The sequence below is a fragment of the Campylobacter hepaticus genome (genome assembly GCF_001687475.2).
Classification (GTDB): Bacteria; Campylobacterota; Campylobacteria; order Campylobacterales; family Campylobacteraceae; genus Campylobacter_D; species Campylobacter_D hepaticus.
Map to the genome: position 1 here is coordinate 1,089,036 of NZ_CP031611.1, position 23,909 is coordinate 1,112,944.

Sequence of the window (23,909 nt, forward strand, 5' to 3'; positions counted from 1 at the left end):
ATGAAAATAGCAATTCTTGGTTATGGTACAGTAGGAAGTGCCGTGGTTCAATTTCTTTTAGAAAATCAAAAACTTATACGTGCAAGATGTGGAAAAAATATTACTCCTGTTATTGCTCTTACTAGAACTCCTAAAAAAAATGCTTTAATTCCCATAACCCAAAACATTGATGAAATTTTAAATGCTGAAGTAGATGTTTTTGTAGAATTAATGGGTGGAGTTAATGAAACCTTTAAAATAGTTAGTGAAATTTTAAAAAAGAAAAAAGCTGTAGTAACTGCAAATAAAGCTATGCTAGCCTACCATCGTTACGAACTTGAAAATTTAGCCAAAGATATAGCCTTTGGTTATGAAGCTAGTGTAGCTGGTGGAATTCCTATCATTAAAGTTTTAAAAGAGGGTTTAAGTGCAAATAATATCTTAACTATTAAAGGCATATTAAATGGTACAAGCAATTTTATTTTAAGCTCTATGAGCGAGAAAAATATGAGCTTTAAACAAGCTTTAGAAAAGGCTCAAAATTTAGGTTATGCTGAAGCTAATCCAAGCTTTGATATAGAAGGTCAAGATGCAGCCCATAAACTTCTTGTTTTATCAAGTATAGCCTATAATCTTAAAGCTAAACCTGAAAATATTCTAATTGAAGGCATTAGCCAAATCACTCCTGAAGACATATATTTTGCTAATGAATTTGAATTAACTATCAAACTTTTAGGTATTGCAAAAGTACGCGAAAATAAAGTAGAATTAAGAGTACATCCTACTATGATCAATAAAGACACCATGCTTGCTAAAGTTGAGGGGGTAATGAATGCTATAAGCATTAATGGGGATTTATTAGGAGAAAGTTTATATTATGGTGCTGGAGCAGGAGGTAAAGCTACTGCTAGTGCAGTTATTTCAGATCTTATGGATATAGCCAAAGATCAAGCAAAAACTCCTATGTTGGGCTTTGTAAATACCTTAGAATATAAACTTTTAGATAAAGATGAAATCTATACAAAATATTATTTAAGAATGAAAGTTGAAGATAAAATAGGGATTTTGTCTAAAATTACTCAATTGATGAGTCAAAATGATATTTCCATTGATAGTTTTTTGCAAAAACCTAAAAAAAATGATGAAAACTATAGCACTTTATTTTTTACTACACACTTAACCTACGAAAAAAGTATACAAAATTTACTTAAAATTTTAGACCAACAAGATTTCATAAAAACAAAACCTTTTATGATGCGTATAGAATAATGGGTTTAAAATCTTATTTAAGTGGAATTTTAGGGGAAAATAAAGCTTGTAATTTTCTCAAAAAACAAGGTTTCACTCTTATTAAAAGAAATTTTCATTCTAAATTTGGTGAAATTGATATTATTGCAAAAAAAGATGAAATTCTACATTTTATAGAAGTAAAATTCACTCAAAATGATTATGAAACTTCTGAGCGTTTAAATTCTAAAAAACTTGAAAAAATTTTAAAAACTATAGATTTTTATCATCTTAAATACGGGAATTTTAATGATTTTCAAGTTGATCTTATTTGTATCAACAATGACACAATACAATTTTTTGAAAATATTAATTTTTAAGCTGATATTTAAAAAAATAAAATACAATTAGAGGAAAATTAGAGAAAGGAAAAATTATGGGAAAATATATCGAATTAACAAGTGATAATTTCGATCAAGCAAAAGAAGGTGTATCTTTAGTTGATTTTTGGGCTCCATGGTGTGGACCTTGTAGAATGCTTAGTCCAGTTATAGATGAGCTTGCAAATGATTTTGATAGTAAAGCTAAAATTTGCAAAGTCAATACAGATGAACAAGGTGATTTAGCAGCTCAATTTGGTGTTCGTTCTATACCAACACTGATTTTTTTTAAAAATGGTGAAGTAGTAGACCAATTAGTTGGAGCACAATCAAAACAAGCAATTAGCGATAAACTTAATTCTTTATTATAAAAAACCTTAAGGCTAGTTTTATACTAGCCTACTACTTTAAATTTCTATGTATACTAAATATAATTAGTTGCTGTTAAGAATAATTTTTATATTATTATTAATAATAAAAACTTAAAATAAAGGAAAAGCAATGTTAGATTTAGCAATTATAGGTGGAGGTCCTGCAGGACTTAGTGCAGGACTTTATGCTACTAGAGGTGGACTTAAAAATGTAGTAATGTTTGAAAAAGGTATGCCTGGAGGACAAATCACCTTAAGCTCTGAAATAGAAAATTACCCGGGTGTAGCACAAGTTATGGATGGAATTTCTTTTATGGCACCTTGGAATGAACAATGTATGCGTTTTGGCTTAAAACATGAAATGGTAGAAGTACAACAAATTTTGCAAAATAATGATGGGAGTTTTACCATAAACATTAGAGGAGGAAAATCGCAACTTGCTAAAGCTGTTATAGTTTGCACAGGATCCTCTCCTAAAAAAGCAGGTTTTAAAGGCGAAGAAGAATTTTTTGGAAAAGGTGTAAGCACTTGTGCAACTTGTGATGGTTTTTTTTATAAAAATAAAGAAGTTGCAGTTTTAGGGGGTGGAGACACAGCCTTAGAAGAAGCTTTATATCTAGCCAATATTTGTTCTAAAGTATATCTTATTCATAGAAGAGATGAATTTAGAGCCATTCCTTCTACTGTTGAAAAAGCAAAGAAAAATGAAAAAATTGAACTAATAACCAATGCAAGTATTGATGAAGTATATGGAGATAAAACAGGCGTTTTGGGTGTAAAAGTCAAATTAAAAAATGGTGACATAAAAAATTTAAATGTTCCAGGAATTTTTACCTTTGTAGGTTTAAATGTAAGAAATGAAATTTTAAAACAAGATAATGGAAAATTTTTATGTAATATGGAAGAAAATGGACAAGTAAGCGTAGATTTAAAAATGCAAACAAATATTCCAGGACTTTTTGTTGCAGGTGATCTTAGAAAAGACGCTCCAAAACAAGTGATTTGTGCTGCAGGTGATGGAGCTATAGCTGCACTTAGTGCTATATCTTATATAGAAAGTCTACATTAAAAAATTATAGAAGTTGATTTTACAACTTCTATATTTATCTAACTTCCTATGACCCCATTATCAAGCTTTCTTATCATCACTACGCTTGATCTAGGCGTTTTCCCATAAGGAAAAGTACTTCCTTTTAAATCTTCTCCAGGATGTTGCACACCTACAAACATAGTGGTATAATCTTCATTAAAAGCTATACCTGTTAATTCACAAGCAATAGGTCCTGTTAAAAAGCGCTTAATTTCTCCTGTTTTAGGATTTGCTGCTAGCATACAATTATTTCCCATACCTTCATATTCTCCTTTATTAGAATAAGATCCATCTGTTTGTATCCAAAGCCTACCATCCCTATCAAATTTCAAACCATCAGGAGAATTAAATTTATTTTCACTTGTAATATTATTTGAGCCCTTATATAAAGATTTTTGATTATCAGGATTTCCTGCAAGAATAAAAATTTCCCATTCAAAATCACTTTGTGTATGGGAATGCTTTGGCATCCATTTTATAATCTGTCCATAAACATTTTTCAATCTAGGATTAACAGCATTAGCTTCTTTACGGTTTTTATTATTAGTAAGCGTAGCAAATACTTCCTTAGATCCACTATGCTTATGGCTTGCTATCCACTCACACCTATCCATAGGAGTTGCTCCAACTATACTTGCTGCTATACGGGTATTAATTAACACATCAGCTTGAGATTTAAAACCATTTTTTTCATCTAAACCGTCTTTTCCATACTCTAAAGCCAACCATTTCCCTTTTCCTTTAAAATCTCCTATTTCACCATCAAATTGTGCTACATATAAAATACCTTCATCTAAAATTTTACTTGTATCAAAACCTTTTTTGTATTTATGTTTACTTACAAATTTATAAATAAATTCATTTGCTTCATCATCACCCATATAAACAATAACACTTCCATCTTCTTCTACAATAATTTCAGCATTTTCATGTTTAAAACGCCCCAAAGAAGTCCTTTTAATAGGAATGCTATTGGCATCATAAGGATTAATTTCTACTATCCAGCCATAATGATTTAAAACATTCTTATTTTTAGCTAAATCAAATCTTGAATCAAATTTTTCCCAACCATAATGACTAGTTTTTTTAAAACCATAACGTTTAAGCGCATCATTAAATTCTAAATTTTCATCAGAACTTCCAAAAAAATCATCAAAATTTTCCTCACAAGTAATATAAGTTCCCCAAGGTGTTTGCCCATTAGCACAATTAGCAAAAGTTCCATAAACAAATTTTTCATTTTGTAAAACTGCTAACTTAGCTGATCCGCTAACTTTAATTTTAGTATTTGCATCTATTCTACGATTATATTTAGAATCTAAAACTACAGTCCAATCATTTATATTTTTTTGAATTTCAAATATACTTACACCTACACTAGCTTGTTCATATAAAACATCTTCTTTATTTAAATTTTTACCTTGATGGTTAAACATAATTTCAGGATTGATATATTCATTATTGACCACTAAAATACCCCTAGTTTTAGAAAGTGGGAAAAAACTCATACCATCATTATTATCTCCAAAAACTAAATGAGCATTTTCAACCGCACTTTTATTGATTGTTTTATTCTCATCATAAGGTTTTGCCTTACTAAAAAGTGGATCTCCCCAAGAAATCAAAACCTTAGCTTCATAACCCTCAGGTACTATAACCTCATCTTTTGTACTTGCTTTTACAGCTTTAAAACCTAATAAATCTTTATCTTTAAATATAGCAGCATTTAAATTTGAATTTGCAAAAAAAGCTACCATAGAACTTAAAACAGAACCTTTTAAAAACAATCTTCTTTCCATTTTGACTCCAATATTAAAAATTTTAAAATAATCTTAAGTATAAAAATATTTGGAAACTTTTTGGAAACTTTAAAAACCACACTCTAAATAAAACTAAAATATGATCTAGAGCTTATGTTATTAATAAAAACGATAAAATACCTAATACATCATTAATAATTTTATATTTTATAACTAACTTTATTAAATAAATTCAATGTATTAAGCTTAATATAGCTATAATTACTAAAATTTTATAACGAGGAAATATTTTGAAAAAATCAATTTTTTTTATTCTATTAGGATTTTTATCATGCACTTTAATACAGGCTAAAAATTTAAAAAATGAAACTCCTTCTACACATTTAGTTAGCGTTAGTATACCGCCTCAAGCATTTTTTGTTAAAAAAATAGCTGGAGATACTTTAAATATTAATATTTTATTGCCGCAAAATAATAATGAACATAATTTTGAATTCAAAGCAAGTGCTATGAAAAAACTTGAAAAAAGTGATATTTATTTTACCATAGGATTAGAATTTGAAAAAATATTTATGAGTAAATTTAAACAAAATTTTCCAAAATTACAAATTGAGAATATGCAAAAAAACATAGCTTTGATAGTAAATCATGAACAAGATCATCATTCTCACAAACATGAAAATTTTGATCCTCACACCTGGCTTGATCCTATTTTAGTGCAAACTATGGCTTTAAATATTTATAATGTCTTAATTCAAAAATATCCTCAAAACAAAAAATTATATAAACAAAATTTAGATCAATTTTTAGCCCAACTAGATAGTTTAAATTTACAAATTGCTTCCAAACTAGAAAAATTAAAAAATAGGGAATTTGTAGTTTATCATCCTTCTTGGGCATATTTTGCAAAACGCTATAATCTTACCCAAATTCCTGTAGAAATCTTAGGTAAAGAACCAAAAAGTAAAGATTTACAAAATTTAATCACTATGATGAAAAACAAAAATATTACAATTATTTTTGTACAAAATAATTTCCCTGAAAATGCAGCTAAAGCATTAGCCAAAGAATCTCATGCACAAATTTACAAAATAAATCATTTATCTTATGAATGGGAAAATGAACTTTTAAAAACAGCTAATGCCCTTTCTAAAAATCTTTAGGTTTATCTATGCTTTTTTTTGAAATTTCTAACCTAAACTATGCTTATGATAATCAAACTGTTTTAAATAATATTAATTTAAGCTATGATAGTAAAGATTTTCTTTCTATCATAGGTCCTAATGGAGCAGGAAAATCTACACTCATAAAACTCATCTTAGGACTTTTAAAATCAAAAAATGAAATAAAATTTCAAGAACTACAAAGAAAAGAAATTGGCTATGTTCCTCAACACAGCTTAGTAAATCCTAATTTTTATCCAAGAGTAATAGAAATTGTCCTTATGGGGCTTATTAATCAAAAAATTTTTGGTTTTTACAGCAAAAAAGACAAAGAAAAGGCTATGCAAGCTTTAAAAAATGTAGGCATGCAAGATTTTTGGAATAAAACGATTAATTCTTTAAGTGGAGGGCAAAGACAACGCGTTTTTATTGCAAGAGCCTTAGTTAGTGATTGCAAAATGCTAATCTTAGATGAACCTACTGCCAGTGTTGATAGTAAATCTGCCATACAAATCTTAGAACTTTTAAACTCTTTACATTATGATGGAATGGGAATTTTACTTATTTGTCATGATATTAATCTCGTACTTGCTTATAGTGATAAAATTGCATATTTAAATAAAGAACTTTTTTTACATACTAATACTAAAGAAAAAGAAAAAAGTATATTTTTGAAGCATTTATACGAAAATCACTCACATTTTTGTGATGTTGAAATGAGTTTAAATTCTTGTCTTTGCGACGAAGCAAATTGCGATAGCAAAAAACTATGCATGCAAGAATTCACAAGAAAAAATTTAAAAAAATCGGAATTTAAAAAAGAAAGCTTTTGTCTTAAATTTATAAAGGAAAATCATGATTGAAATTTTACATTTCACCTTTTTTCAAAATGCCTTATTAGCAGCCATTTTAGTAAGTATAGCTTGTGGGATTATAGGAACTTTAATCATGATAAACCGTCTTTTTTCCATGGCTGGCGCCATCACACATGGGGCTTTTGGTGGCATAGGCATAGCTTTTTATTTTTCCTTACCTATTTTACTTAGTACTGGAATTTTTACTTTATTTTTAGCTTTTTTAATAGCCTTTTTATCCCAACGTTTTGAACACAGAAGCGATAGTATTATTGCTGTAATTTGGGCTTTTGGTATGGCAATTGGCATCATCTTAATTGATCTAAGCCCAAGCTATAATACAGATTTAATGGCCTATCTTTTTGGAAGCATTTTAGCCGTTGGAAAAGAAGATTTATGGCTTATGGGTATGGTTGATGGTATTGTAATTGTTTTAATATTATTATTTTATAGACAATTTCAATCTTTAAGTTTTGATTTTGAATTTACTAAAGTTTGTGGTATTAATACCAATTTTTTCCATTATCTGCTCATTACTTTAATAGCTTTTTGTATAGTGATTTCTATAAGACTTGTAGGACTTATTTTAGTTATGGCCTTATTAAGTATTCCTAGTTTTATCGCGGAAAATTTTACCAAAAGACTTGGTTTTATTATGATTTTAGCAAGTTTTTTAAGTATAATTTTTTGTATTTTAGGACTTATATTTAGCTATTATCTTAACCTCTCAAGCGGTGCTTGTATAATCACTGTAGCTTGCTTTAGTTTTTTAATACATTTTTTAGTAAAATTTTTATTAAAAAAATAAAATTATAAAAAAACATTTTGATTTGATTTTTAATTATTCATATACTTTTTTACGTAATACTACTTACAGAAAATAATTTTTAAAAATATTAATTGATAATAATTATTTATTTTATAAAACATTATTTTCATTAAAATATAAAAAATTAATTCAAGGAGAATAAATGATTTCTATTAAAAAAATATTATTAAGTTTAGCAAGCCTTCCTATTATCTTAAGTGCTGCAGAATATCAATTAAGCACACATATTTTAGATATTAGCAAAGGTGGAAATGCTAAAAATGTTAAAGTAGAATTGTATAAACTCGAAAACAATAATCAATGGACAAAAATAGATGAAAAATACACAGGAGAAAATGGGAGAATAACAGATTTCTTACCTTATACAAATACTCAAAATACAGTATCTGGAGTTTATAAACTGAAATTTTATACTAAAGACTATTTTGACAAAGAAAATACAAAATCTTTTTATCCTTATATAGAAGTTGGCTTTGAAGCATCAAAAGATCAAAAACACTATCATGTTCCCCTAACGCTATCTCCATTTGGATATTCAACTTATAGAGGAAGTTGAAAATAAGGGCCATACCCTTATAATACTACCATATAACAAAAGTCTTAGCTTTTTTTATATCACTTAACTTTAAAATAATTTGTTCTTGATTTTGCAAATTTTGCAAAAATATATCTTCATTATCCACTCGAATAATTTGAGCTTCAATTTTTTCTTTTTGATGAGTAGTAATTTTCACCTTTTCTCCCATACTTTTTGCAAAATGATCTAAAGTACTAAGACTCCTTTCAAGTCCTGGAGAAGATACTTCTAAAAAATACTCACCCTTTATAGGCGGATCAACATCAAAAATAGGAGATAAAATTTCACTTAGCTTAGCACAATCATCCAAGGTAACTCCACCTTTTTTCATTACATAAATACGGTAAATTTTTTTACCATTTTCGCTAAGCAATTCCTCATCATAAAAAATAAGTCCAACTTCTTTGCAAAGAGCTTCAAGATTCATGAATATCCTTTTTTATTTTCTCAAACAAAGCATCCATATGATTTTGATATTCAAGCCTATCATCAAATTTAAAATGAAAATTAGGACACCTATACCAACCTTGTTCACTCATACAATAATTTTGCAAAGCTCTAGCTGCTTTTTTTAAAGAATTTAAAATTTTTTCTTGTTCGTGAATATTAAAAAACATCTTATCAAGATATACAAAAGCATCATATCTGCCTTTTTTACATTCTACATCTACCACGCAAAGATTTTTCAAATTTTCATCATCTAAATTCGCCAAAGCCTCGGGAATTAATTCTTTTAAAATACTTTCTGTGCGAAGTTTTTTAATTTCACTTGGATTCATAGACTTGCTTGCTCTTGTATTTGTTTATAACTTTCTATATAATCACCCACTCTCATATCATCACATCCTTCTATACCTACACCACATTCATAACCTTTTGCAACTTCTTTAGCATCATCTTTAAAACGTTTTAAAGAACTTACATTACCTTCATAAATAACTACTCCATCACGAATAAGACGAATCTTAGCTCCACGATTAATAACACCTTCAGTCACCATACAACCTGCAATTTGCCCAATTTTTGGCACATTAATTACTTGTCTTATTTGAGCTTGTCCAAGTTGTTCTTCTGAAATAATAGGACTCATCATCCCACCAAGTAAAGCTTTTACATCATCTAAGAGATTATAAATTACATTATAAGTTTTAATTTCAACCCCTTTATCTTTAGCGCGCTCTTTAATTTCACCAGTAGGACGTATATTAAAACCTAATACAATAGAATTTTCACTCGCACTTGCAAGTTCAATATCACTTTGAGTAATACCTCCTACTCCACTATGAATAATATTAACTTTAATTTCATCATTTCTTAATTTTTCTAAACTTGATTTTAAAGCTTCTAAAGACCCTTGCACATCAGCTTTTAAAATAAGTGGCAAGGCTTTTAAATTGCCTTCTTTTATCTTAGCTCCAAGCTCATCTATACTTACTTTAGTAGATTTGCTAAGTTCTTTTTGACGATTATATTCATGACGTTTATTAGCGTATTCTCTTGCTTCTTTATCAGTTTTTACAGCAATTAAAATTTCTCCTGCATCCGCAACTTCACTAAGCCCTACAATAACCCCACATTCTCCTGGTTTAATTTCTTTTAAAACCTTACCTTGATCATCACTCATAGCACGCACTTTTCCATAAGCCTCTCCTGCAACAACAGTATTTCCGACACTAAGAGTTCCATTTTGCACAATAACTGTTGCTACTGCACCACGTCCTTTTTGTATAGAACTTTCAATAACACTAGCCTTAGCAAAACTTTTTGGATTAGCCTTAAGTTCTAAAATATCAGCTTGCAAAAGAACAATTTCAAGCAAATCTTCAACACCCATTCCTGTTTTTGCCGAAACACCAACAAATTCATAAGTACCACCCCATTCTACTGGCATAATTTCCATCTCTGCAAGTTGGATTTTAACCATATCAGCATTAGCACCTTCTTTATCCATTTTATTAATAGCAATAATAATAGGTACACCCGCTGCTTTTGCATGATCAATTGCCTCTTTAGTTTGTGGTTTTACTCCATCATCAGCAGCTACAACAATAATAACAATATCTGTTATACTTGCTCCTCTTGCACGCATAGCTGTAAAAGCTTCATGACCTGGGGTATCAATAAAAGTAATTTTACGTCCATTTTTTTCTACCATATAAGCACCTACATGCTGAGTAATTCCACCTGCTTCACCACTTGCAATACGTGACTTTCTAATATAATCTAATAAAGAAGTTTTTCCATGATCAACATGCCCCATAATAGTAATTACAGGCGCTCTAGCAACTAAATCTTTTTCATCATTTTCTTTTTCATAATCTTTTACATAATCAAACTCAGCTGCCTCATTAATAATATTAATTTCTATACCAAACTCAGCTGCTAAAATTTCAATAGCATCTTCATCTAGAAAATCATTTTTTGTTGTCATCATTCCAAGCATAAAAAGTTTTGAAATTATCTCACTTGTGCTTTTACCAATTTTATCTGCAAATTCATATACACGAATTTCTTTAGGGATAAAAACACTGCTTACTTGTTCAACTTCTTTTTTTTCAACTTTTTTAGGAGGCTTCTTACGACTTCTTCTTTGAATTCCCCCTTCATTACCAAATCCAGCAGAATTACCTACAGCTTGACGTAAAAAATTAGGCTGCGTTTTCATAAGATTTTGAGGTTTTTCTTGTTCTTTAGTACTAAAATCAGGTAAAACCACTTCATTCTCATCATCTAAAGAAATATCTCCAAAATCATGCTCATCCAAAAAATTCATTTTTTGAGTACTTTCTTTTTTAGTTGCAATGAAAGGTTTTTTTTCTTGTTTCTTTTTCTTTAAATTCTCATCAGCATTTGAAAACATCGTTTTTAAACTTAAACGCTCCTCATTATTAACAACAATATCCTTTAAATTTTTATTTTCTTCTTTTTTCAAACCGCTTTCATCTATATCTTTTTTCTTTTTAACAATAACAAGACCACGTCTTTTAGCCAAAGTAGCACTAGCAAGACTTTGGGGTTTATTATCTGTATTTTCTTGTCTTTTAAAATTATCCCTTTTTTTAACTTGTATTTCTTCTTTTAATAATTCTTGCTTAGGTTTTTCTTCTTTTTTAATCATTGAAGTTTCTTCAGGTGTATTAAAATGAACCGCTTCTTTTAATTCCCCTTTTTTATTTTTTTTAGCTGTATTATTTTTGATATTTTTTTTAAATGCTTCTGGAATTTCTCTTGTTTGTATATATTCATAAATAGCAGCTGCAATTTCTGGTTCTACAGCATTTGAAGCTGTTTTTATTTCAAGCCCTAATTCATTCGCTTTTTCAATAATCTCTTTACTATCATAACCTAATTCTTTTGCAATTTCATGAATCCTAATTTTTGCCATTTAAAAATATCTCCTTAAGTCCTTGCTGGGTGATTTTAGTATTTAAATTTTTATACATTTTAGAAAATGCTTTTTGTAAAATTTTATTGTCTTTTTCAATACAATTTTGACACAAATAAGCACTTCTTCCACATTCTATCTTAGTTGTAATATTTCCTAAAACAACTTTAAATCTAAATAATGCATTTTGTTCAAAACGATTTTTACACACTATGCACATTCTAATTGGTATATGTTTTTTCAAAATTATATCTTTTTTTTATATTTTTTAGCAAATTTCAAAGCCATTATTATCAAATTCCAAATATCGTACACAAAAATCTTTAAATTGCTTTTGCATTTTTAAAAATAAATCTTTTGCATCATCTTTATAAGCTAAAGAAAAAAAACTCGAACCTGAACCTGAAAGCGTACTCATTAAAGCTTTGTTTTCTAAAGCAAATTTTTGAACCATAAAAAGCTCGGGTAAATTTTTCATACGATTTATTTGATGCAATTTATCTTGACTTGCAAATTTTAAAAATTCATATTTTTTTTCCAAAAAACAAGCAGTTAAAAAAGAAGCATGAGAAAGGTTAAAAACCGCATCATTAAAACTTAAATTTTTTGCTAAAGCTTGACGTGATTGTTCTGTATTCATTGCTAAATTTGGGATTACGATGATAGCTGCTAAATCTTTATCAATCTCTTTTTTAATGCTATAAACTTTATTATTTTCCACTAAAGAACACACAAAACCGCCAAGACTTGCTGGAGCAATATTATCTGGATGAGTTTCATATTTTAAAGCCTCATCTAAAATACGCTCTTTTTCAACTTTAAACCCGCTCATACAATAAGCGCTAGCAATTGCTCCTACAATAACTGCAGAAGAACTACCTAAACCTCGAGATAAAGGGATATTATTTTGAAAAATAAAACGAAAATTTTCTTTTTTACCACTTAATTTTTCATAAATTTCATAAAAAATATTAATAAAAATATTATTTTTTTTTAAAAAAATAATATCACTACCCTCTCCTGTAATACTAATACTTAAAACACTTGATTTTTCAATTTGCACTTCATTAAAAAGTTGTAAACTAAGCCCTAAACAATCAAAACCTGGTCCTAAATTTGCACTTGTAGCAGGAATTAAAATTTTCAAAATTTATCCTAAATTGCATTTAAAAAATAAAAAGGAAGATTATCATTATTTAGTTTAAGATCTTGTAAATTTTTAGGTAAAAAAAACTTTGCTGGGGTATTTTGTTCTAAAATAATTTGATCTTGTTTATACACAAAACAAAAATTTTTATTAGCACTAATAGGACCATAATTATTGAGTTCAAAAGCACTAATTGCAAATAAAGGGATATTTTTGATTATACTTAAAGTTTTTAAGCTAACATAAGAAATTTTAATACCCATATAAGAACCTGGTCCATTAGCATAAATTAAATCTGTAAAATCATATTTTTGCATCAATTTATCTAAAATTTTTGGTAAAAAAATACTTATTTTTTCATCACTTATATAAGTTTTTATTAATTTATCATCTTGATAAATTCCTATCATCAAAGGCTTAGATAAGGCATTAAGTAAAAAAGAGGTTTTTATGCAAACACCTTTTCATAAGCTTTTTCATTTGATTTTTCAAGACTTACAATTTCATAAGCATCTTTATCTTTTAACAACTCTTTAGTTAATAAATGATTTAAATGATGACTTCCTGCAAAAGAAACATAATCACCAAAAACACGATATCCAAGTAAGGTTAAATCGCCAATAGCATCTAAAATTTTATGCCTTACAAATTCATCTTTAAAACGCAAACCTTCAGGATTTAAAATACGATTTTCATCCACAACTATAGTATTTTCTAAACTTCCACCAAGTCCTAAATTCATACTTCTAAGAGCTTGAACATCTTTTAAAAATCCAAAGGTTCTTGCTCTTGCTATATTTTCTATATAATTTTTCTTGCTAAATTCAAAAGTATAATGTTGTTCACCTATTACAGCATTATCAAATTTAATTGTATAATTAATACAAGGATTTTTACTAGGCATTAAACGTACAAATTTATTACCATCTCTTATTTCTATATTTTTTTTAATTACCATAATTTTTTTAGGCGCATCAAGTTCTTTAACCCCTGCTTCATCAAGCATCATACAAAAACTAATGCTTGAACCATCCATTACAGGAGCCTCATTAGCATTTAAAACAATACGAATATTATCAATTCCATAAGCATTAATTGCACTCATTAAATGTTCTATAGTAGAAATAAAACCTCTTTCATCGCCTAAAACTGTTGCCATTTGTGTATTAATAACATTTTCAGGACTTGCCTTATAACTAAGATTTAAATCACTCCTAAAAAAAACTATACCACTATCAGATTCCAAAGGCTCTAAAATAATCTCTATAGGTTCGCCTTTATGAAGTCCTATACCCACACCTTTTACAGTTTTTGCTAAAGTTAATTGTTTCATTAATTTTTTCCTAAAATTATCTTTTTACCTTCATTTAAAACATTATAAATATTATCTTCAATCCATTTTTTATCCTGCCATTGCTCAGGACGCGTTTCAACCCCTTGAATCAAAATTCCAAAATGTAAATGATCTCCTAATGCCAAACCGCTTGTTCCTGTTTTTGCTATAATACTTTGCCGAGCTACTTCTTCATCTAAATTGATATTTTTAGAAGAACAATGCCCATAAAGACTATATACACCAAAACCATGATATAAAATCAAATTAAGTCCATAAATACCATTTTCTTGAGCAAATACCACTTTACCCTCATTATTGCTTATAATAGGAGCTTGTGCTACACTTGCTAAATCAAGTCCCATATGATAAGAATCACTTATAAATTGCCCATTATAAGAATAATATCTATGATCAGCAAAATCAGCTACTTTCATACCATTTTTAAGTGGCAAAAATAAATTTAAATCAAAATGTTCTAATTTTTCTTCAGGAACTTTTGAAGTCACTTCGTGAATCAATGCTTCATTACTATCTCTTAAAGTTTCATTAACAAATTTAAATTTTTCATAACGGTTAAAATTACTATTCTCTGGAGCATACTGATTAGCTAAATTTTCAATCTTTCCATCTAAAAATTTATCCGTGAGATTAATATTTGAAATACGATATTTTCGGTTTAATAAATAATATTTTATACGTTCTTTAGAAATATTACCTGCTTTATCACTAGCAACTACAAAAGCACGAAATTCATCATCTCTTGCATCCCAAGCAATCAAAGCAGCATAATAACCATCCTTTATATAAGGAGTAGCCTTAAAAATTTTTCCTTTATTAGTTTGTATATATACTTTATCTAAATTATCATCATCAACTTTAAATACAACAGCAGCCCCACCACCTTGCTCAATTTGATAAGAATTACTTATAATATCTATTTTAGGTGGTGTATTATCTATTATTAAAGCAATTTGCTTTCTTGCTTCATTGCCATCAAAAAAATTCCAAAGACTACTATCTTTAGCCACTATTTCTAAAATCAAAGATTTTATATTTTCTTTATATCCTAATTTAGGCAAAGCAATTTGTAAAGTAAGATCTTTTAAATTAGATATTTTCTCATCGGCTATAACCATAGTGTTATTATCATCTTTATGCAATATAATTTGTACATTTTTAATAGCACTTTCATCATCTTTTATATGAACTGAAATAGGTTTTTTAAGATTTGTATATATAACATCAGACATTAAAATTTGTGGCGGGTTTTTTTCAAAAATACTTAATTTTGAAATAAAAAAAAATAAAATTATCATTAAAAATAAAATAAATAAATAAATCTTTGTTTTTTTTCCTATCACAAATTTTACCTTAAAAATTTTTAATATAAATTCTATTATATTCTTAGTAAATATCTAGTAAATTTACAAAATTTCCCTTAAAGTATTAGCCTGTTGCATCCATTCTTGCAATTCATTTTTTTGATTTAACTGGATCATTTTCTTGCATTTTTCCAATTCTTGTTGAAAAAAATCAATAGAATTTAAAACATTGTCTTTATTTTGCAAAAAAATACTTTCCCACATTTGCGGAGAAGATTTTGCAATTCTACTCATACCCTTAAATGAACCGCCGGCTAAATGAACAATATTTCTTTTATTTTCTTCTTTCATGACAAAATTAGCCAAAGAAAAACTAATAACATGAGGCAAATGAGAAATGATGGCTGCATGATGATCATGGTCTTTACTATCCATAAAAACAATTTTCATCCCCAAATGGGAAAAAATTTCCACTGCTCTTTTTTGATGCAAATCATGAGCTGCCTCACTATCACAAAGCACACAAACTGCATCCTTATAAAGTTCTTTAAAAGCTGCTTTTGGGCCACTATTTTCTGTACCTGTCATAGGATGGGCAAAAAGAGTTTGTTTAATTAAATTATTAGGCACACTTTCTATAATTTTTCTTTTAGTGCTCCCAAGCTCTATAATTGTGGTACTAGAAGGCAAAATAATTAATTTTTGTAAAATTTTTATAATGGCATCTACAGGAGTTGCAATAAAAACAACATCACATAAATATAAATTTTCAAATTCTATCACTTCATGAATAAGCCCTAATTTTAAGGCTTCTTCTTCATTTTGTTTATTAGCATCCATACCATATACACAAGATATAAGTTGATTTTCTTTCAAACAAAGCCCCAAAGAACCTCCCATAAGTCCAAGTCCTATAATTACTATTTTCATACTTTAATTTCCTTGGTTTGTTGTTAAATTTTATTTGTTATTATACAGCTTTTAATAAAGCTTTAGGTTAAAAATCAATGAAAAAACATTTTATTAGTATTTGTGCATTAGCCATAATAACTAATGCAAGCACCATTAAAGATATTCAATTTAGCGGATTAAATTATTTATCCAGTACAAGTGCTATCAAGATTATGGGACTTAAAATAGGAGATCAAATCGATCCTGCAAAAATTAATACTGCTATTTTTAATTTATACAAACAAAATTATTTTGAAAATATTGCCATAGAAGAAAACAAAGGTATTTTAAATATCATTGTTACTGAAAAACCAACTATAGCAAAAATCACTATAACAGGTATAGCATCAAATGATAGAAAACAAATAGAAAATATTTTAGGTATTAGAAAAGGGACATTATTTGATGAAACAAATATTAAAAATGCACTTGAACGCATTAAAGCTTATTATGAAACAAAAAGTTATTTTGATACTACCGTAGAATACAAAAAAAAGACTTTAGAGAATACTGATGGTTTAGAACTTGAATTTATCATTAACCGTGGTGAAAATATTATTATTAACAGTGTTCATTTAAGCGGTGCTAAAAATTTTTCTTATTCTGATATAGAACCAGCTATAGTTAATAAAGAAAAGGAATTTATGGGTTGGATGTGGGGACGCAATGATGGTAAGTTGAAAATTTTTGAACTTGCTAATGATAGCTCAAGAATCACTGACGAATACATGAAAAAAGGTTATTTAGATATTCAAGTTTCTCCTCCTTATCTTAAAACCTATACAGACACTTATAAAGCAAATTTAACCTATTTTATCAAAGAAGGGAAGCCTTATAAAATTAAAAATATAAGCATAGAAAATCCTTTATTTAGCTTAGATGAAAATACACAAATGCTTAAAAACCTACAATCAAAAATTAATAAAACCATCAATATAGAAAATATTAGAAAAGACGTAAAAACTATAGAAATACAAAGTGCGGACTTAGGCTATGCCTTTGTAGAAGTTTATCCTGATATCCAAAAAAATGATCAAACACAAGAAGCTAGCGTTGTATTTAAAGTCATTCCTCATGATAAAGTCTATATAAGAAATGTGATTATTTCAGGAAATTCACGCACAGTTGATCGCGTTATACGCCGTGAACTCTATATAACAGAAGGTAATTTATACAATCGCACAGACTTAAGCGAATCAAAAAATGCTTTAAAAAGAACCTCTTATTTTGATGATGTAGATATTAAAGAAGAAAAAATTGACAATACCCATATTGATTTAATTGTTGATGTCAAAGAAGCCTCAACAGGTGCTATTTCTGGCGGTATTGGCTATGGTTCAAGCGATGGACTTTTACTCAATGCTTCATTATCAGATACTAATATATTTGGATCAGGAATAAAAAGTTCTATAAATATTGACAAAAGCGATGATACCTTATCAGGAAGAATCAGTCTTGTTAATCCACGAGTTGCTGATAGTCAATACAGTCTAGGTGGAACACTTTATTCAAACGATTATGAATGGGATAATTATTCAGAAAAAAATTATGGTTTTGATATTACTATCGGACACCAATTTGCAAGATATTATAATCTAAGTCTAACTTATAATCTTGAACAAAGCAATATTTATCATTTAAGTCCAACACTTTTAAGAACAGGATATGAACTTGGAAAGAGTATTAAAAGTTCTATAACTCCTGGAATTAGCTTTAATAATACAGATGATTATTATCTACCGCGATCAGGTATTATTGCCCTAACAAGTTTAGAATATGCTGGAATTGGAGGGGATCAAAAATTTATTTCTTCAAGTTCTAAATTCAGTTTTTACCAAGGTTTGCAAGATTATATAGGATATGATGTAATCTATCGCTATAAAGCAAGTTTTTATAAAGTATGGAATGAAGGTTATTTACCTATTAATCAAAGAATTTATTTAGGGGGTATTAGATCAATTCGTGGATTTGAAAGCCGTAGCGTAAGTCCTAAAAATCAATGGGGAGATGAAATAGGAGGAACTATAGCTTTTGCTAATTCTGTAGAATTTAGCTTCCCTTTAATTGATAGAATTAAGCTTCGTGGTAGTATCTTTTTTGATTATGGTATGATAGGACGTAAAAATTTAGATGAAATAAAAAGAATGAGTACAGGCATTGGTATTGAATGGATCACTCCAATAGGTCCTTTACAACTCGTTTTTGCTAAACCACTTAATGATAAAAAAGGCGATAATACAAGTACTTTTGAATTTAATCTTGGAACACGCTTTTAATAAATCATTTTTTCCTAAAAAATAAGATAATAATTAAAATCTTATAAAGTTTATGATATAAAAAATGAAAATTTCATTCTCCTAAGCCAAGATAAGAAAATTTTTGATATAATCTTAAAATTTATAAAAAACAATATTTTAGGTAAATAAATGAATTTTGCAGATATTTTTTCGAAAATAAGAAGACAACAACCTAGCACTAAAGAAGCTCCTAATCATTGGGTTAAATGTCAAAGTTGCCATGCTTTGATGTATTATAAAGAAATAGAATCTTGTTTTAATGTTTGTCCAAAATGTAATTATCATATGAGAATTTCAGCTAATGAACGCATTAAACTTTTAAGTGATGAAAATAGTTTTATTGAATATGATGCTAATTTAGAAGCTATTGATCCTTTAAAATTTGTTGATAGTAAATCTTATAAAAAACGTCTCAATGAAGGAGAAAATAAAACAGGTAGAAAAAGTTCAGTAATTAGTGGAGAATGTGAAATTAATAACTTAAAAATTCAACTTGTTGTATTTGATTTTTCGTTTATGGGGGGATCTTTAGGCTCAGTTGAAGGAGAAAAGATTGTTCGTGCTATTCAAAGAGCTATTGCAAACAAAAATCCCCTTGTTATTGTAAGTGCAAGTGGTGGAGCCAGAATGCAAGAAAGCACATATTCTTTAATGCAAATGAGTAAAACCAGCGCTGCACTTAAACTTCTAAGCAAAGAAAAACTCCCTTATATCAGCATTTTAACTGATCCTACCATGGGCGGAGTTAGCGCTTCTTTTGCCTGGCTTGGAGACTTAATCATAGCTGAGCCTGAAGCCTTAGTAGGCTTTGCTGGTGTAAGAGTTATTAAACAAACCATAGGTTCTGATTTACCTCAAGGTTTTCAAAAAGCAGAATTTTTGCTAGAACATGGACTTATAGATGCTATAATTCCAAGAGGAGAGCAAAAACAATATCTTTATGATGTGCTTAAATTTTTTAGTGGAAAATAATTTGCAAATTAATATCTTTTGTATTCAAAAAAATAACAAATTAGAAACCTGGAATGAAAAATACTCCAAACTCATTTCCAAATACGCTACTTTAAAACAAATTCATATCTTTAACAAAAAAATATCCTCTGCTCAAAATTTAGGTATTTTAGAAGCTAAAAAAAGCTATGAAGAAGCTTTTATTCCTCATAAAAAAGGCTATTGTATCGTTCTTGATGAAAAAGGAAAAAATCTTACAAGTATAGAATTTGCAAAACTCATTCAAAATAAAAATGAACTTAGTTTTTTCATAGGTGGAGCCTATGGCCTAAGAGAAGAATTCACTCAAAGTTTAGATTTTAAACTTTCATTAAGTAAACTTACCCTAGCACATCAATTTGTTAAAATTTTACTTTTAGAACAAATTTATCGTGCTTTTTGTATTAATAATAATCATCCTTATCACAAATAGAAAGTTTTAAAATGACAAAAAATGAGATACAAAATTTTAAAATTATTTTAGAAGAAAGACAAAAAACCATTATAGAAAATTTGCACAGTAATTCTAAAGAAATAGAAGCACTTCACAATAGTGTCCCAAGCGATAGTGTTGATTTTTCTGTTATAGAAACAGGTTCACAAATTGATTTTACCATAAGCACTAATCTTAAAGAAGAACTTTTAGAAATTAAAAATTCTTTAGAAAAAATTAAAAATGACACTTATGGAATTTGCGAATCCTGTGATGATGAAATCGATACCAAAAGACTTAAGGTTAAACCACATGCAAGATATTGCATCACTTGCCGCCAAATTGCAGAACAAGGAAAAAAACATGAAAATTAAACTTTTTTTATTTGCAAGTTTTATTTATATAGCACTTATTATTGGCTTTGCTTGGCATTTAGAATTAGGTAATTATACCTTAACTATTAAAAATACTACCTTAGAACTCCCTATAATGATATGGTTAATTATTCCTTTAATCATTTACATGATTTTAAGCGTTTTCCATATAAGTTTATATGGTTTCTTGCGTTATTTAAAATTTAAGCATTTTTTTAAAGATGCAGCTAAATTTGAAAACTATACACAAGATTTATTGCTTCAAAAAGATTCTAAAATCACTTTTCAAACAAAAGAATTTAGAACTGTTGCACAATTTTTTAAAACTATAAAAACCCATGAAAAAATCCCGCATTCAAATAAAATTAATGAAATTTTAGATCTCATTGATGGTTTAAATCATAGTGAATATTTTAATCTTAATAAATATAAACTAGATAATAATAATGCTTTATTTATACAAAATGAAAAAAATCATCTCAAACAAGATATCAATTATGCTTATTCAAAAATTAAAAATCTTAATGAAATTAAAAATGAATTTGAAGAAATTGCCTTTAACGCTTTATTAGAAAAAGCAAATTATGAACAAATTAAAAATATACAAATTACCAAAAAACCTTTTCAAATTCTTAATCTCATAAAACGCTTCAAAGAAGGTAGCTTAAACTTAAATGCTGCAGAATATGAAGTTTTAATTTCTCATCAAACTCTTAGCCAAAAAGATTATCTTAATATAGCAAAACTTAGCACTACACTTTTAAATCCTGATGCTCTTATAGGAATTTTTAATAAAATTAAAAATGAAAAAAATGAAGCTTTAAAAGCTTATTTATATCTTTTAGCTGAATTTGGACTTTTAGATGAACTAAGAAATCAAATTCATAATGACAAACAATTTAATGAATTTCAAGCTTTTTTAATATTACGCGAAAAAAATATCAAAATAGATCTTAAACAAATTATACAATGATAGATTTTAGTCAAAAGCCTTTATTTTTAGCTCCTATGGCAGGTTTTTCTGATTTACCCTTTCGCAATGTGGTAAAAAAATTTGGTGCTGATGTAACTTTAAGTGAAATGATAAGTTCTAATGCCTTAGTTTATGAAAATTCTAAAACCTTACGTATGTTAGAACGTGCTGATCTTGAAAAACCTTATATAGTTCAAATTGCAGGATCTAATAAAGAAATTATCAAAAAAGCTGTACAAATTTTAAATGAAATCAATTTTATCGATGGAATTGATTTTAATTGTGGTTGCCCTGTAAATAAAGTTGTAAAACAATGTGCAGGTAGTGCTTTATTAGAAAATTTAGAACTTTTTAAAACCCTTGTAGGAGTAATTAAAGAAAATAATAAAAAAAATCTAACAAGTGTTAAATTTAGACTCGGTTTTAATGAAAAATATCCCGAAAAAATAGCTCAAATTTGTCAAAGTTTAGGGGTAGATTTTATAAGCATTCATGGGCGTACAAGAAAACAATTATATAGCGGCAAGGCTGATTACGAATCTATAGCCAAAGCTAAAGCAAGCGTCAAAATTCCTGTAATTGCCAATGGTGATATTAATGCACAAAATGCTAGTGAAGTTTATAATATTACAAAATGTGATGGATTAATGATAGGACGTGCGAGTATTGGGAATCCTTGGATATTTTATGAAATCAAACATAATAAAAAAGTTAACGAACATTTAAAAAAAGAAATCATACTTACACATTTTGATGAAATGATAAAACATTATAAAACTCAAGGTACAAGCCTTTTTCGTAAACATCTACACGAATACTCTAAAGGATATAAAGATGCTTCAGCTTTTAGAGATGAAATCAATCACATTAATGATATAGAAAAAATGAGAGAATTAATACAATTATTCTTTTAAAGTTTTTTATTATAAAACTATTCTAAAGTTCGTATGATTAAACTTTTAGGTAATTTAAAATATTCTATAAGTTCTTTTTCTTTCTCTCGCATTTGTCCATTATCTCTTTCATGATCAAAACCTAATAAATGAAGCATAGCGTGTATAAAAAGCAAACTGAGTTCTTCTTCATAAGTATGACCTAAATCTTTTGCTTTTTGTTTTGCCAAATCAACATTAATAACAATAGATCCTAAAGGTAAATTCTCATGAATATTTTCCAAAGGAAAAGAAAGTACATCAGTAGTTTTATCTTGTTTTCTTTGTTTTAAATTAATCTCTTGCATTGTTTTATCATCAACAAAAAGAAGCTCTACATCTTTAGGACTTAAAAAACACGCTATATCTTCTAAAAAATCACATTTTTCATCACTTAGTATCATAAACCCTCTTTAATCAAATGGTATAAATTTTGAATCTCTTCATCATTAAAAATAGCACAATTTTTACTTTTATAAAATTCCATTAATTTTTTTGCCTCAAATTCAAATCCCAAAGCACAATATGCATGTGAAGGCAATAAAGCCCGTATTAAAGTAATACGATTGTGAATTTTCTCATCACAAGCAAAGCAAATAAATTCCTTATGAAGCCTCCCTTCAAATTCTAAAATTTTAAGATAAGCATCAACAATCACACGTTTTGGATTTTGTTTTTGAAATCTTTTTACACATTCATCAAGTAAATTAAAATAAAAACTATCAAGCTCTTGTACTTCTTTTAAATGCTGATATAAAAGGCGAATAAATTCTTGCCAAATTAACATTTTATCTCTTTGCATGATCCATAAAAAACCCAAATGCAAAACATCTTTAAGTCTAGGTAAAAAAGCAGGATTTTCTTCTAAAGCAAAATCAATTTTATAACCACTTAAAATATTAGAATGCCTAAGTCCATAAAAACGATAAGCTTTAATAAGCATCCTAGAACTTAAAACATAAACGATTAAATCTTCGTCTTTAACTTTTTGAGTATATAGTATAAAACCTTGCATTAAAGTATTTCAATACCATAAGCTCTAAGTATATCAAAAGCAAATCCTTCTAATTTTTCATCAAAACTTGCACTTAAATTTTGATGCAAAATAATTCTTGCATTTGGCTTAGCATTAAAAGCTAAAATAATATTACAAAATACACAAATATGAGAAACCAAACCTGCAAAATGAATTTCTTCATAAGTACTTTTTTCAATAAAATTGGCCAATTCTAAACTTCCAAAAACATTTTTATGAAAAATTTTATGTGCTTTTTGCAAAAAAGGTTCAAATTCCTGTGGCATATACCAACCAAAACTGTCTTTAATGCAATGTTTCACAGGTAAATTTAAACCTTCTCTAGTTTTAAGATAATTTTCATCATGAGTATCATAAGTTACAAGTAAATGCATAGTATTAAAATCAATATGATTTAAAGCTTCAAGTATATTTTTTTTTATTTTTAAAGCTTTCTCAAAACCTAAACTTCCATCAATAAAATCATTTTGATAATCAACTAAAACAAAAGCTTTATTCATTAC

General features: G+C 28.0%; 27 protein-coding genes and 1 pseudogene. 15 read left to right on the forward strand and 13 right to left on the reverse strand.

Annotated elements, in window-relative coordinates:
* From A2J15_RS05340 to trxB, 4 genes are all read left to right on the forward strand, one after another.
* Positions 1 to 1,248 (forward strand): homoserine dehydrogenase, encoded by a 1,248-nt coding sequence (locus A2J15_RS05340; protein WP_066778563.1) that lies wholly within the window; start codon positions 1 to 3, stop codon positions 1,246 to 1,248.
* Complete coding sequence (locus A2J15_RS05345; protein ID WP_066778561.1) at positions 1,248 to 1,586, forward strand: YraN family protein; 339 nt, start codon at positions 1,248 to 1,250, stop codon at positions 1,584 to 1,586. The genes A2J15_RS05340 and A2J15_RS05345 overlap by 1 nt, the downstream gene beginning before the upstream one ends.
* A gap of 56 nt (positions 1,587 to 1,642) precedes the next feature.
* The gene (trxA, locus tag A2J15_RS05350; protein WP_066778558.1) at positions 1,643 to 1,957 is read left to right on the forward strand and encodes a thioredoxin; all 315 of its coding nucleotides are present in this window, start codon (positions 1,643 to 1,645) and stop codon (positions 1,955 to 1,957) included.
* A gap of 130 nt (positions 1,958 to 2,087) precedes the next feature.
* Positions 2,088 to 3,026: a thioredoxin-disulfide reductase gene (gene trxB, locus A2J15_RS05355; RefSeq protein WP_066778556.1), complete on the forward strand. Its 939-nt coding sequence runs from the start codon at positions 2,088 to 2,090 to the stop codon at positions 3,024 to 3,026.
* A gap of 38 nt (positions 3,027 to 3,064) precedes the next feature.
* Here trxB and A2J15_RS05360 read toward each other — a convergent pair whose 3' ends face one another.
* Positions 3,065 to 4,846 carry a PhoX family protein gene (locus A2J15_RS05360; RefSeq protein WP_066778554.1) on the reverse strand — a complete coding sequence of 594 codons (1,782 nt, stop codon included), beginning with the start codon at positions 4,844 to 4,846 and terminating at the stop codon, positions 3,065 to 3,067.
* Positions 4,847 to 5,097: 251 nt separating this feature from the next.
* Between A2J15_RS05360 and A2J15_RS05365 the strand changes: the two genes are divergently transcribed.
* From A2J15_RS05365 to uraH, 4 genes are all read left to right on the forward strand, one after another.
* Positions 5,098 to 5,970 (forward strand): metal ABC transporter solute-binding protein, Zn/Mn family, encoded by an 873-nt coding sequence (locus A2J15_RS05365; protein WP_066778553.1) that lies wholly within the window; start codon positions 5,098 to 5,100, stop codon positions 5,968 to 5,970.
* Positions 5,971 to 5,978: 8 nt separating this feature from the next.
* Complete coding sequence (locus A2J15_RS05370; RefSeq protein WP_066778551.1) at positions 5,979 to 6,833, forward strand: ABC transporter ATP-binding protein; 855 nt, start codon at positions 5,979 to 5,981, stop codon at positions 6,831 to 6,833.
* Positions 6,826 to 7,632 carry a metal ABC transporter permease gene (locus A2J15_RS05375; protein ID WP_066778550.1) on the forward strand — a complete coding sequence of 269 codons (807 nt, stop codon included), beginning with the start codon at positions 6,826 to 6,828 and terminating at the stop codon, positions 7,630 to 7,632. The genes A2J15_RS05370 and A2J15_RS05375 overlap by 8 nt, the downstream gene beginning before the upstream one ends.
* A gap of 163 nt (positions 7,633 to 7,795) precedes the next feature.
* Positions 7,796 to 8,209, forward strand: coding sequence for a hydroxyisourate hydrolase (gene uraH, locus A2J15_RS05380; protein ID WP_066778548.1), 414 nt, complete (start codon positions 7,796 to 7,798; stop codon positions 8,207 to 8,209).
* A 25-nt stretch (positions 8,210 to 8,234) separates the two neighbouring features.
* On the opposite strand, the gene rimP is transcribed toward uraH, so the two are convergent.
* From rimP to A2J15_RS05425, 9 genes are all read right to left on the reverse strand, one after another.
* Positions 8,235 to 8,657, reverse strand: coding sequence for a ribosome maturation factor RimP (gene rimP / locus A2J15_RS05385; RefSeq protein ID WP_066778546.1), 423 nt, complete (start codon positions 8,655 to 8,657; stop codon positions 8,235 to 8,237).
* Positions 8,647 to 9,009: a 30S ribosome-binding factor RbfA gene (gene rbfA, locus A2J15_RS05390; RefSeq protein WP_066778544.1), complete on the reverse strand. Its 363-nt coding sequence runs from the start codon at positions 9,007 to 9,009 to the stop codon at positions 8,647 to 8,649. Before rbfA ends, rimP begins: the two co-directional genes overlap by 11 nt.
* Complete coding sequence (infB, locus tag A2J15_RS05395) at positions 9,006 to 11,615, reverse strand: translation initiation factor IF-2 (protein ID WP_066778542.1); 2,610 nt, start codon at positions 11,613 to 11,615, stop codon at positions 9,006 to 9,008. Before infB ends, rbfA begins: the two co-directional genes overlap by 4 nt.
* Entirely contained in the window at positions 11,602 to 11,859 is a 258-nt protein-coding gene (locus A2J15_RS05400) for a YlxR family protein (RefSeq protein WP_083074297.1), read from the reverse strand. The genes infB and A2J15_RS05400 overlap by 14 nt, the downstream gene beginning before the upstream one ends.
* Before the next feature lie 24 nt (positions 11,860 to 11,883).
* A complete protein-coding gene (gene thrB / locus A2J15_RS05405; RefSeq protein ID WP_066778541.1) occupies positions 11,884 to 12,762 on the reverse strand; it encodes a homoserine kinase in 879 nt (292 codons plus the stop codon).
* 8 nt (positions 12,763 to 12,770) lie between these two features.
* Entirely contained in the window at positions 12,771 to 13,172 is a 402-nt protein-coding gene (locus A2J15_RS05410; RefSeq protein WP_066778539.1) for a glycoprotease, read from the reverse strand.
* 38 nt (positions 13,173 to 13,210) lie between these two features.
* Positions 13,211 to 14,095, reverse strand: a complete 885-nt coding sequence (gene lpxC / locus A2J15_RS05415; protein ID WP_066778537.1) for a UDP-3-O-acyl-N-acetylglucosamine deacetylase — start codon at positions 14,093 to 14,095, stop codon at positions 13,211 to 13,213.
* On the reverse strand, positions 14,095 to 15,414 hold the full coding sequence (gene pgp6 / locus A2J15_RS05420) for a peptidoglycan metallopeptidase Pgp6 (RefSeq protein ID WP_066778643.1): 1,320 nt from the start codon (positions 15,412 to 15,414) through the stop codon (positions 14,095 to 14,097). The genes lpxC and pgp6 overlap by 1 nt, the downstream gene beginning before the upstream one ends.
* Before the next feature lie 108 nt (positions 15,415 to 15,522).
* On the reverse strand, positions 15,523 to 16,350 hold the full coding sequence (locus A2J15_RS05425) for a prephenate dehydrogenase (RefSeq protein ID WP_066778535.1): 828 nt from the start codon (positions 16,348 to 16,350) through the stop codon (positions 15,523 to 15,525).
* Positions 16,351 to 16,427: 77 nt separating this feature from the next.
* On the opposite strand from A2J15_RS05425, the gene bamA reads away from it, so the two are divergent.
* The 7 genes and pseudogenes from bamA (at position 16,428) to A2J15_RS05455 (ending at position 22,352) form a co-directional block, all read left to right on the forward strand.
* A complete protein-coding gene (gene bamA / locus A2J15_RS05430) occupies positions 16,428 to 18,647 on the forward strand; it encodes an outer membrane protein assembly factor BamA (protein WP_066778533.1) in 2,220 nt (739 codons plus the stop codon).
* A 48-nt stretch (positions 18,648 to 18,695) separates the two neighbouring features.
* Positions 18,696 to 18,797, forward strand: a pseudogene (locus A2J15_RS07755) (hypothetical protein); the annotation flags it as partial.
* Positions 18,798 to 19,640: an acetyl-CoA carboxylase, carboxyltransferase subunit beta gene (gene accD / locus A2J15_RS05435; RefSeq protein ID WP_066778528.1), complete on the forward strand. Its 843-nt coding sequence runs from the start codon at positions 18,798 to 18,800 to the stop codon at positions 19,638 to 19,640.
* 1 nt (position 19,641) lies between these two features.
* On the forward strand, positions 19,642 to 20,091 hold the full coding sequence (locus A2J15_RS05440) for a 23S rRNA (pseudouridine(1915)-N(3))-methyltransferase RlmH (RefSeq protein ID WP_066778641.1): 450 nt from the start codon (positions 19,642 to 19,644) through the stop codon (positions 20,089 to 20,091).
* An 11-nt stretch (positions 20,092 to 20,102) separates the two neighbouring features.
* On the forward strand, positions 20,103 to 20,465 hold the full coding sequence (gene dksA / locus A2J15_RS05445; protein WP_066778527.1) for an RNA polymerase-binding protein DksA: 363 nt from the start codon (positions 20,103 to 20,105) through the stop codon (positions 20,463 to 20,465).
* Positions 20,455 to 21,438: a hypothetical protein gene (locus A2J15_RS05450; protein WP_066778524.1), complete on the forward strand. Its 984-nt coding sequence runs from the start codon at positions 20,455 to 20,457 to the stop codon at positions 21,436 to 21,438. The genes dksA and A2J15_RS05450 overlap by 11 nt, the downstream gene beginning before the upstream one ends.
* On the forward strand, positions 21,435 to 22,352 hold the full coding sequence (locus tag A2J15_RS05455; RefSeq protein WP_066778522.1) for a tRNA dihydrouridine synthase: 918 nt from the start codon (positions 21,435 to 21,437) through the stop codon (positions 22,350 to 22,352). The genes A2J15_RS05450 and A2J15_RS05455 overlap by 4 nt, the downstream gene beginning before the upstream one ends.
* A 17-nt stretch (positions 22,353 to 22,369) precedes the next feature.
* Here the strand turns inward: A2J15_RS05455 and ybeY are convergent, their stop codons facing one another.
* The 3 genes from ybeY to A2J15_RS05470 are packed head-to-tail and all read right to left on the reverse strand — an operon-like array spanning position 22,370 to position 23,906.
* Positions 22,370 to 22,774, reverse strand: a complete 405-nt coding sequence (gene ybeY / locus A2J15_RS05460; RefSeq protein ID WP_066778520.1) for an rRNA maturation RNase YbeY — start codon at positions 22,772 to 22,774, stop codon at positions 22,370 to 22,372.
* The gene (gene recO, locus A2J15_RS05465; protein WP_066778519.1) at positions 22,771 to 23,385 is read right to left on the reverse strand and encodes a recombination protein RecO; all 615 of its coding nucleotides are present in this window, start codon (positions 23,383 to 23,385) and stop codon (positions 22,771 to 22,773) included. The genes ybeY and recO overlap by 4 nt, the downstream gene beginning before the upstream one ends.
* Complete coding sequence (locus A2J15_RS05470) at positions 23,385 to 23,906, reverse strand: cysteine hydrolase family protein (protein WP_066778640.1); 522 nt, start codon at positions 23,904 to 23,906, stop codon at positions 23,385 to 23,387. Before A2J15_RS05470 ends, recO begins: the two co-directional genes overlap by 1 nt.
* Between the last annotated feature and the right edge of the window lie 3 nt (positions 23,907 to 23,909).

Coding starts and splice junctions, on each gene's coding strand:
- pgp6 (WP_066778643.1), bottom strand. CDS start 15,414: ATGATAATTTTATTTTTTTTTATTTCAAAATTAAGTATTTTTGAAAAA.
- A2J15_RS05340 (WP_066778563.1), top strand. CDS start 1: ATGAAAATAGCAATTCTTGGTTATGGTACAGTAGGAAGTGCCGTGGTT.
- dksA (WP_066778527.1), top strand. CDS start 20,103: ATGACAAAAAATGAGATACAAAATTTTAAAATTATTTTAGAAGAAAGA.
- A2J15_RS05410 (WP_066778539.1), bottom strand. CDS start 13,172: ATGATAGGAATTTATCAAGATGATAAATTAATAAAAACTTATATAAGT.
- ybeY (WP_066778520.1), bottom strand. CDS start 22,774: ATGATACTAAGTGATGAAAAATGTGATTTTTTAGAAGATATAGCGTGT.
- A2J15_RS05450 (WP_066778524.1), top strand. CDS start 20,455: ATGAAAATTAAACTTTTTTTATTTGCAAGTTTTATTTATATAGCACTT.
- A2J15_RS05470 (WP_066778640.1), bottom strand. CDS start 23,906: ATGAATAAAGCTTTTGTTTTAGTTGATTATCAAAATGATTTTATTGAT.
- A2J15_RS05360 (WP_066778554.1), bottom strand. CDS start 4,846: ATGGAAAGAAGATTGTTTTTAAAAGGTTCTGTTTTAAGTTCTATGGTA.
- A2J15_RS05455 (WP_066778522.1), top strand. CDS start 21,435: ATGATAGATTTTAGTCAAAAGCCTTTATTTTTAGCTCCTATGGCAGGT.
- rimP (WP_066778546.1), bottom strand. CDS start 8,657: ATGAATCTTGAAGCTCTTTGCAAAGAAGTTGGACTTATTTTTTATGAT.
- trxA (WP_066778558.1), top strand. CDS start 1,643: ATGGGAAAATATATCGAATTAACAAGTGATAATTTCGATCAAGCAAAA.
- lpxC (WP_066778537.1), bottom strand. CDS start 14,095: ATGAAACAATTAACTTTAGCAAAAACTGTAAAAGGTGTGGGTATAGGA.
- rbfA (WP_066778544.1), bottom strand. CDS start 9,009: ATGAATCCAAGTGAAATTAAAAAACTTCGCACAGAAAGTATTTTAAAA.
- A2J15_RS05425 (WP_066778535.1), bottom strand. CDS start 16,350: ATGAAAATAGTAATTATAGGACTTGGACTTATGGGAGGTTCTTTGGGG.
- recO (WP_066778519.1), bottom strand. CDS start 23,385: ATGCAAGGTTTTATACTATATACTCAAAAAGTTAAAGACGAAGATTTA.
- bamA (WP_066778533.1), top strand. CDS start 16,428: ATGAAAAAACATTTTATTAGTATTTGTGCATTAGCCATAATAACTAAT.
- trxB (WP_066778556.1), top strand. CDS start 2,088: ATGTTAGATTTAGCAATTATAGGTGGAGGTCCTGCAGGACTTAGTGCA.
- infB (WP_066778542.1), bottom strand. CDS start 11,615: ATGGCAAAAATTAGGATTCATGAAATTGCAAAAGAATTAGGTTATGAT.
- uraH (WP_066778548.1), top strand. CDS start 7,796: ATGATTTCTATTAAAAAAATATTATTAAGTTTAGCAAGCCTTCCTATT.
- A2J15_RS05375 (WP_066778550.1), top strand. CDS start 6,826: ATGATTGAAATTTTACATTTCACCTTTTTTCAAAATGCCTTATTAGCA.
- A2J15_RS05370 (WP_066778551.1), top strand. CDS start 5,979: ATGCTTTTTTTTGAAATTTCTAACCTAAACTATGCTTATGATAATCAA.
- accD (WP_066778528.1), top strand. CDS start 18,798: ATGAATTTTGCAGATATTTTTTCGAAAATAAGAAGACAACAACCTAGC.
- A2J15_RS05345 (WP_066778561.1), top strand. CDS start 1,248: ATGGGTTTAAAATCTTATTTAAGTGGAATTTTAGGGGAAAATAAAGCT.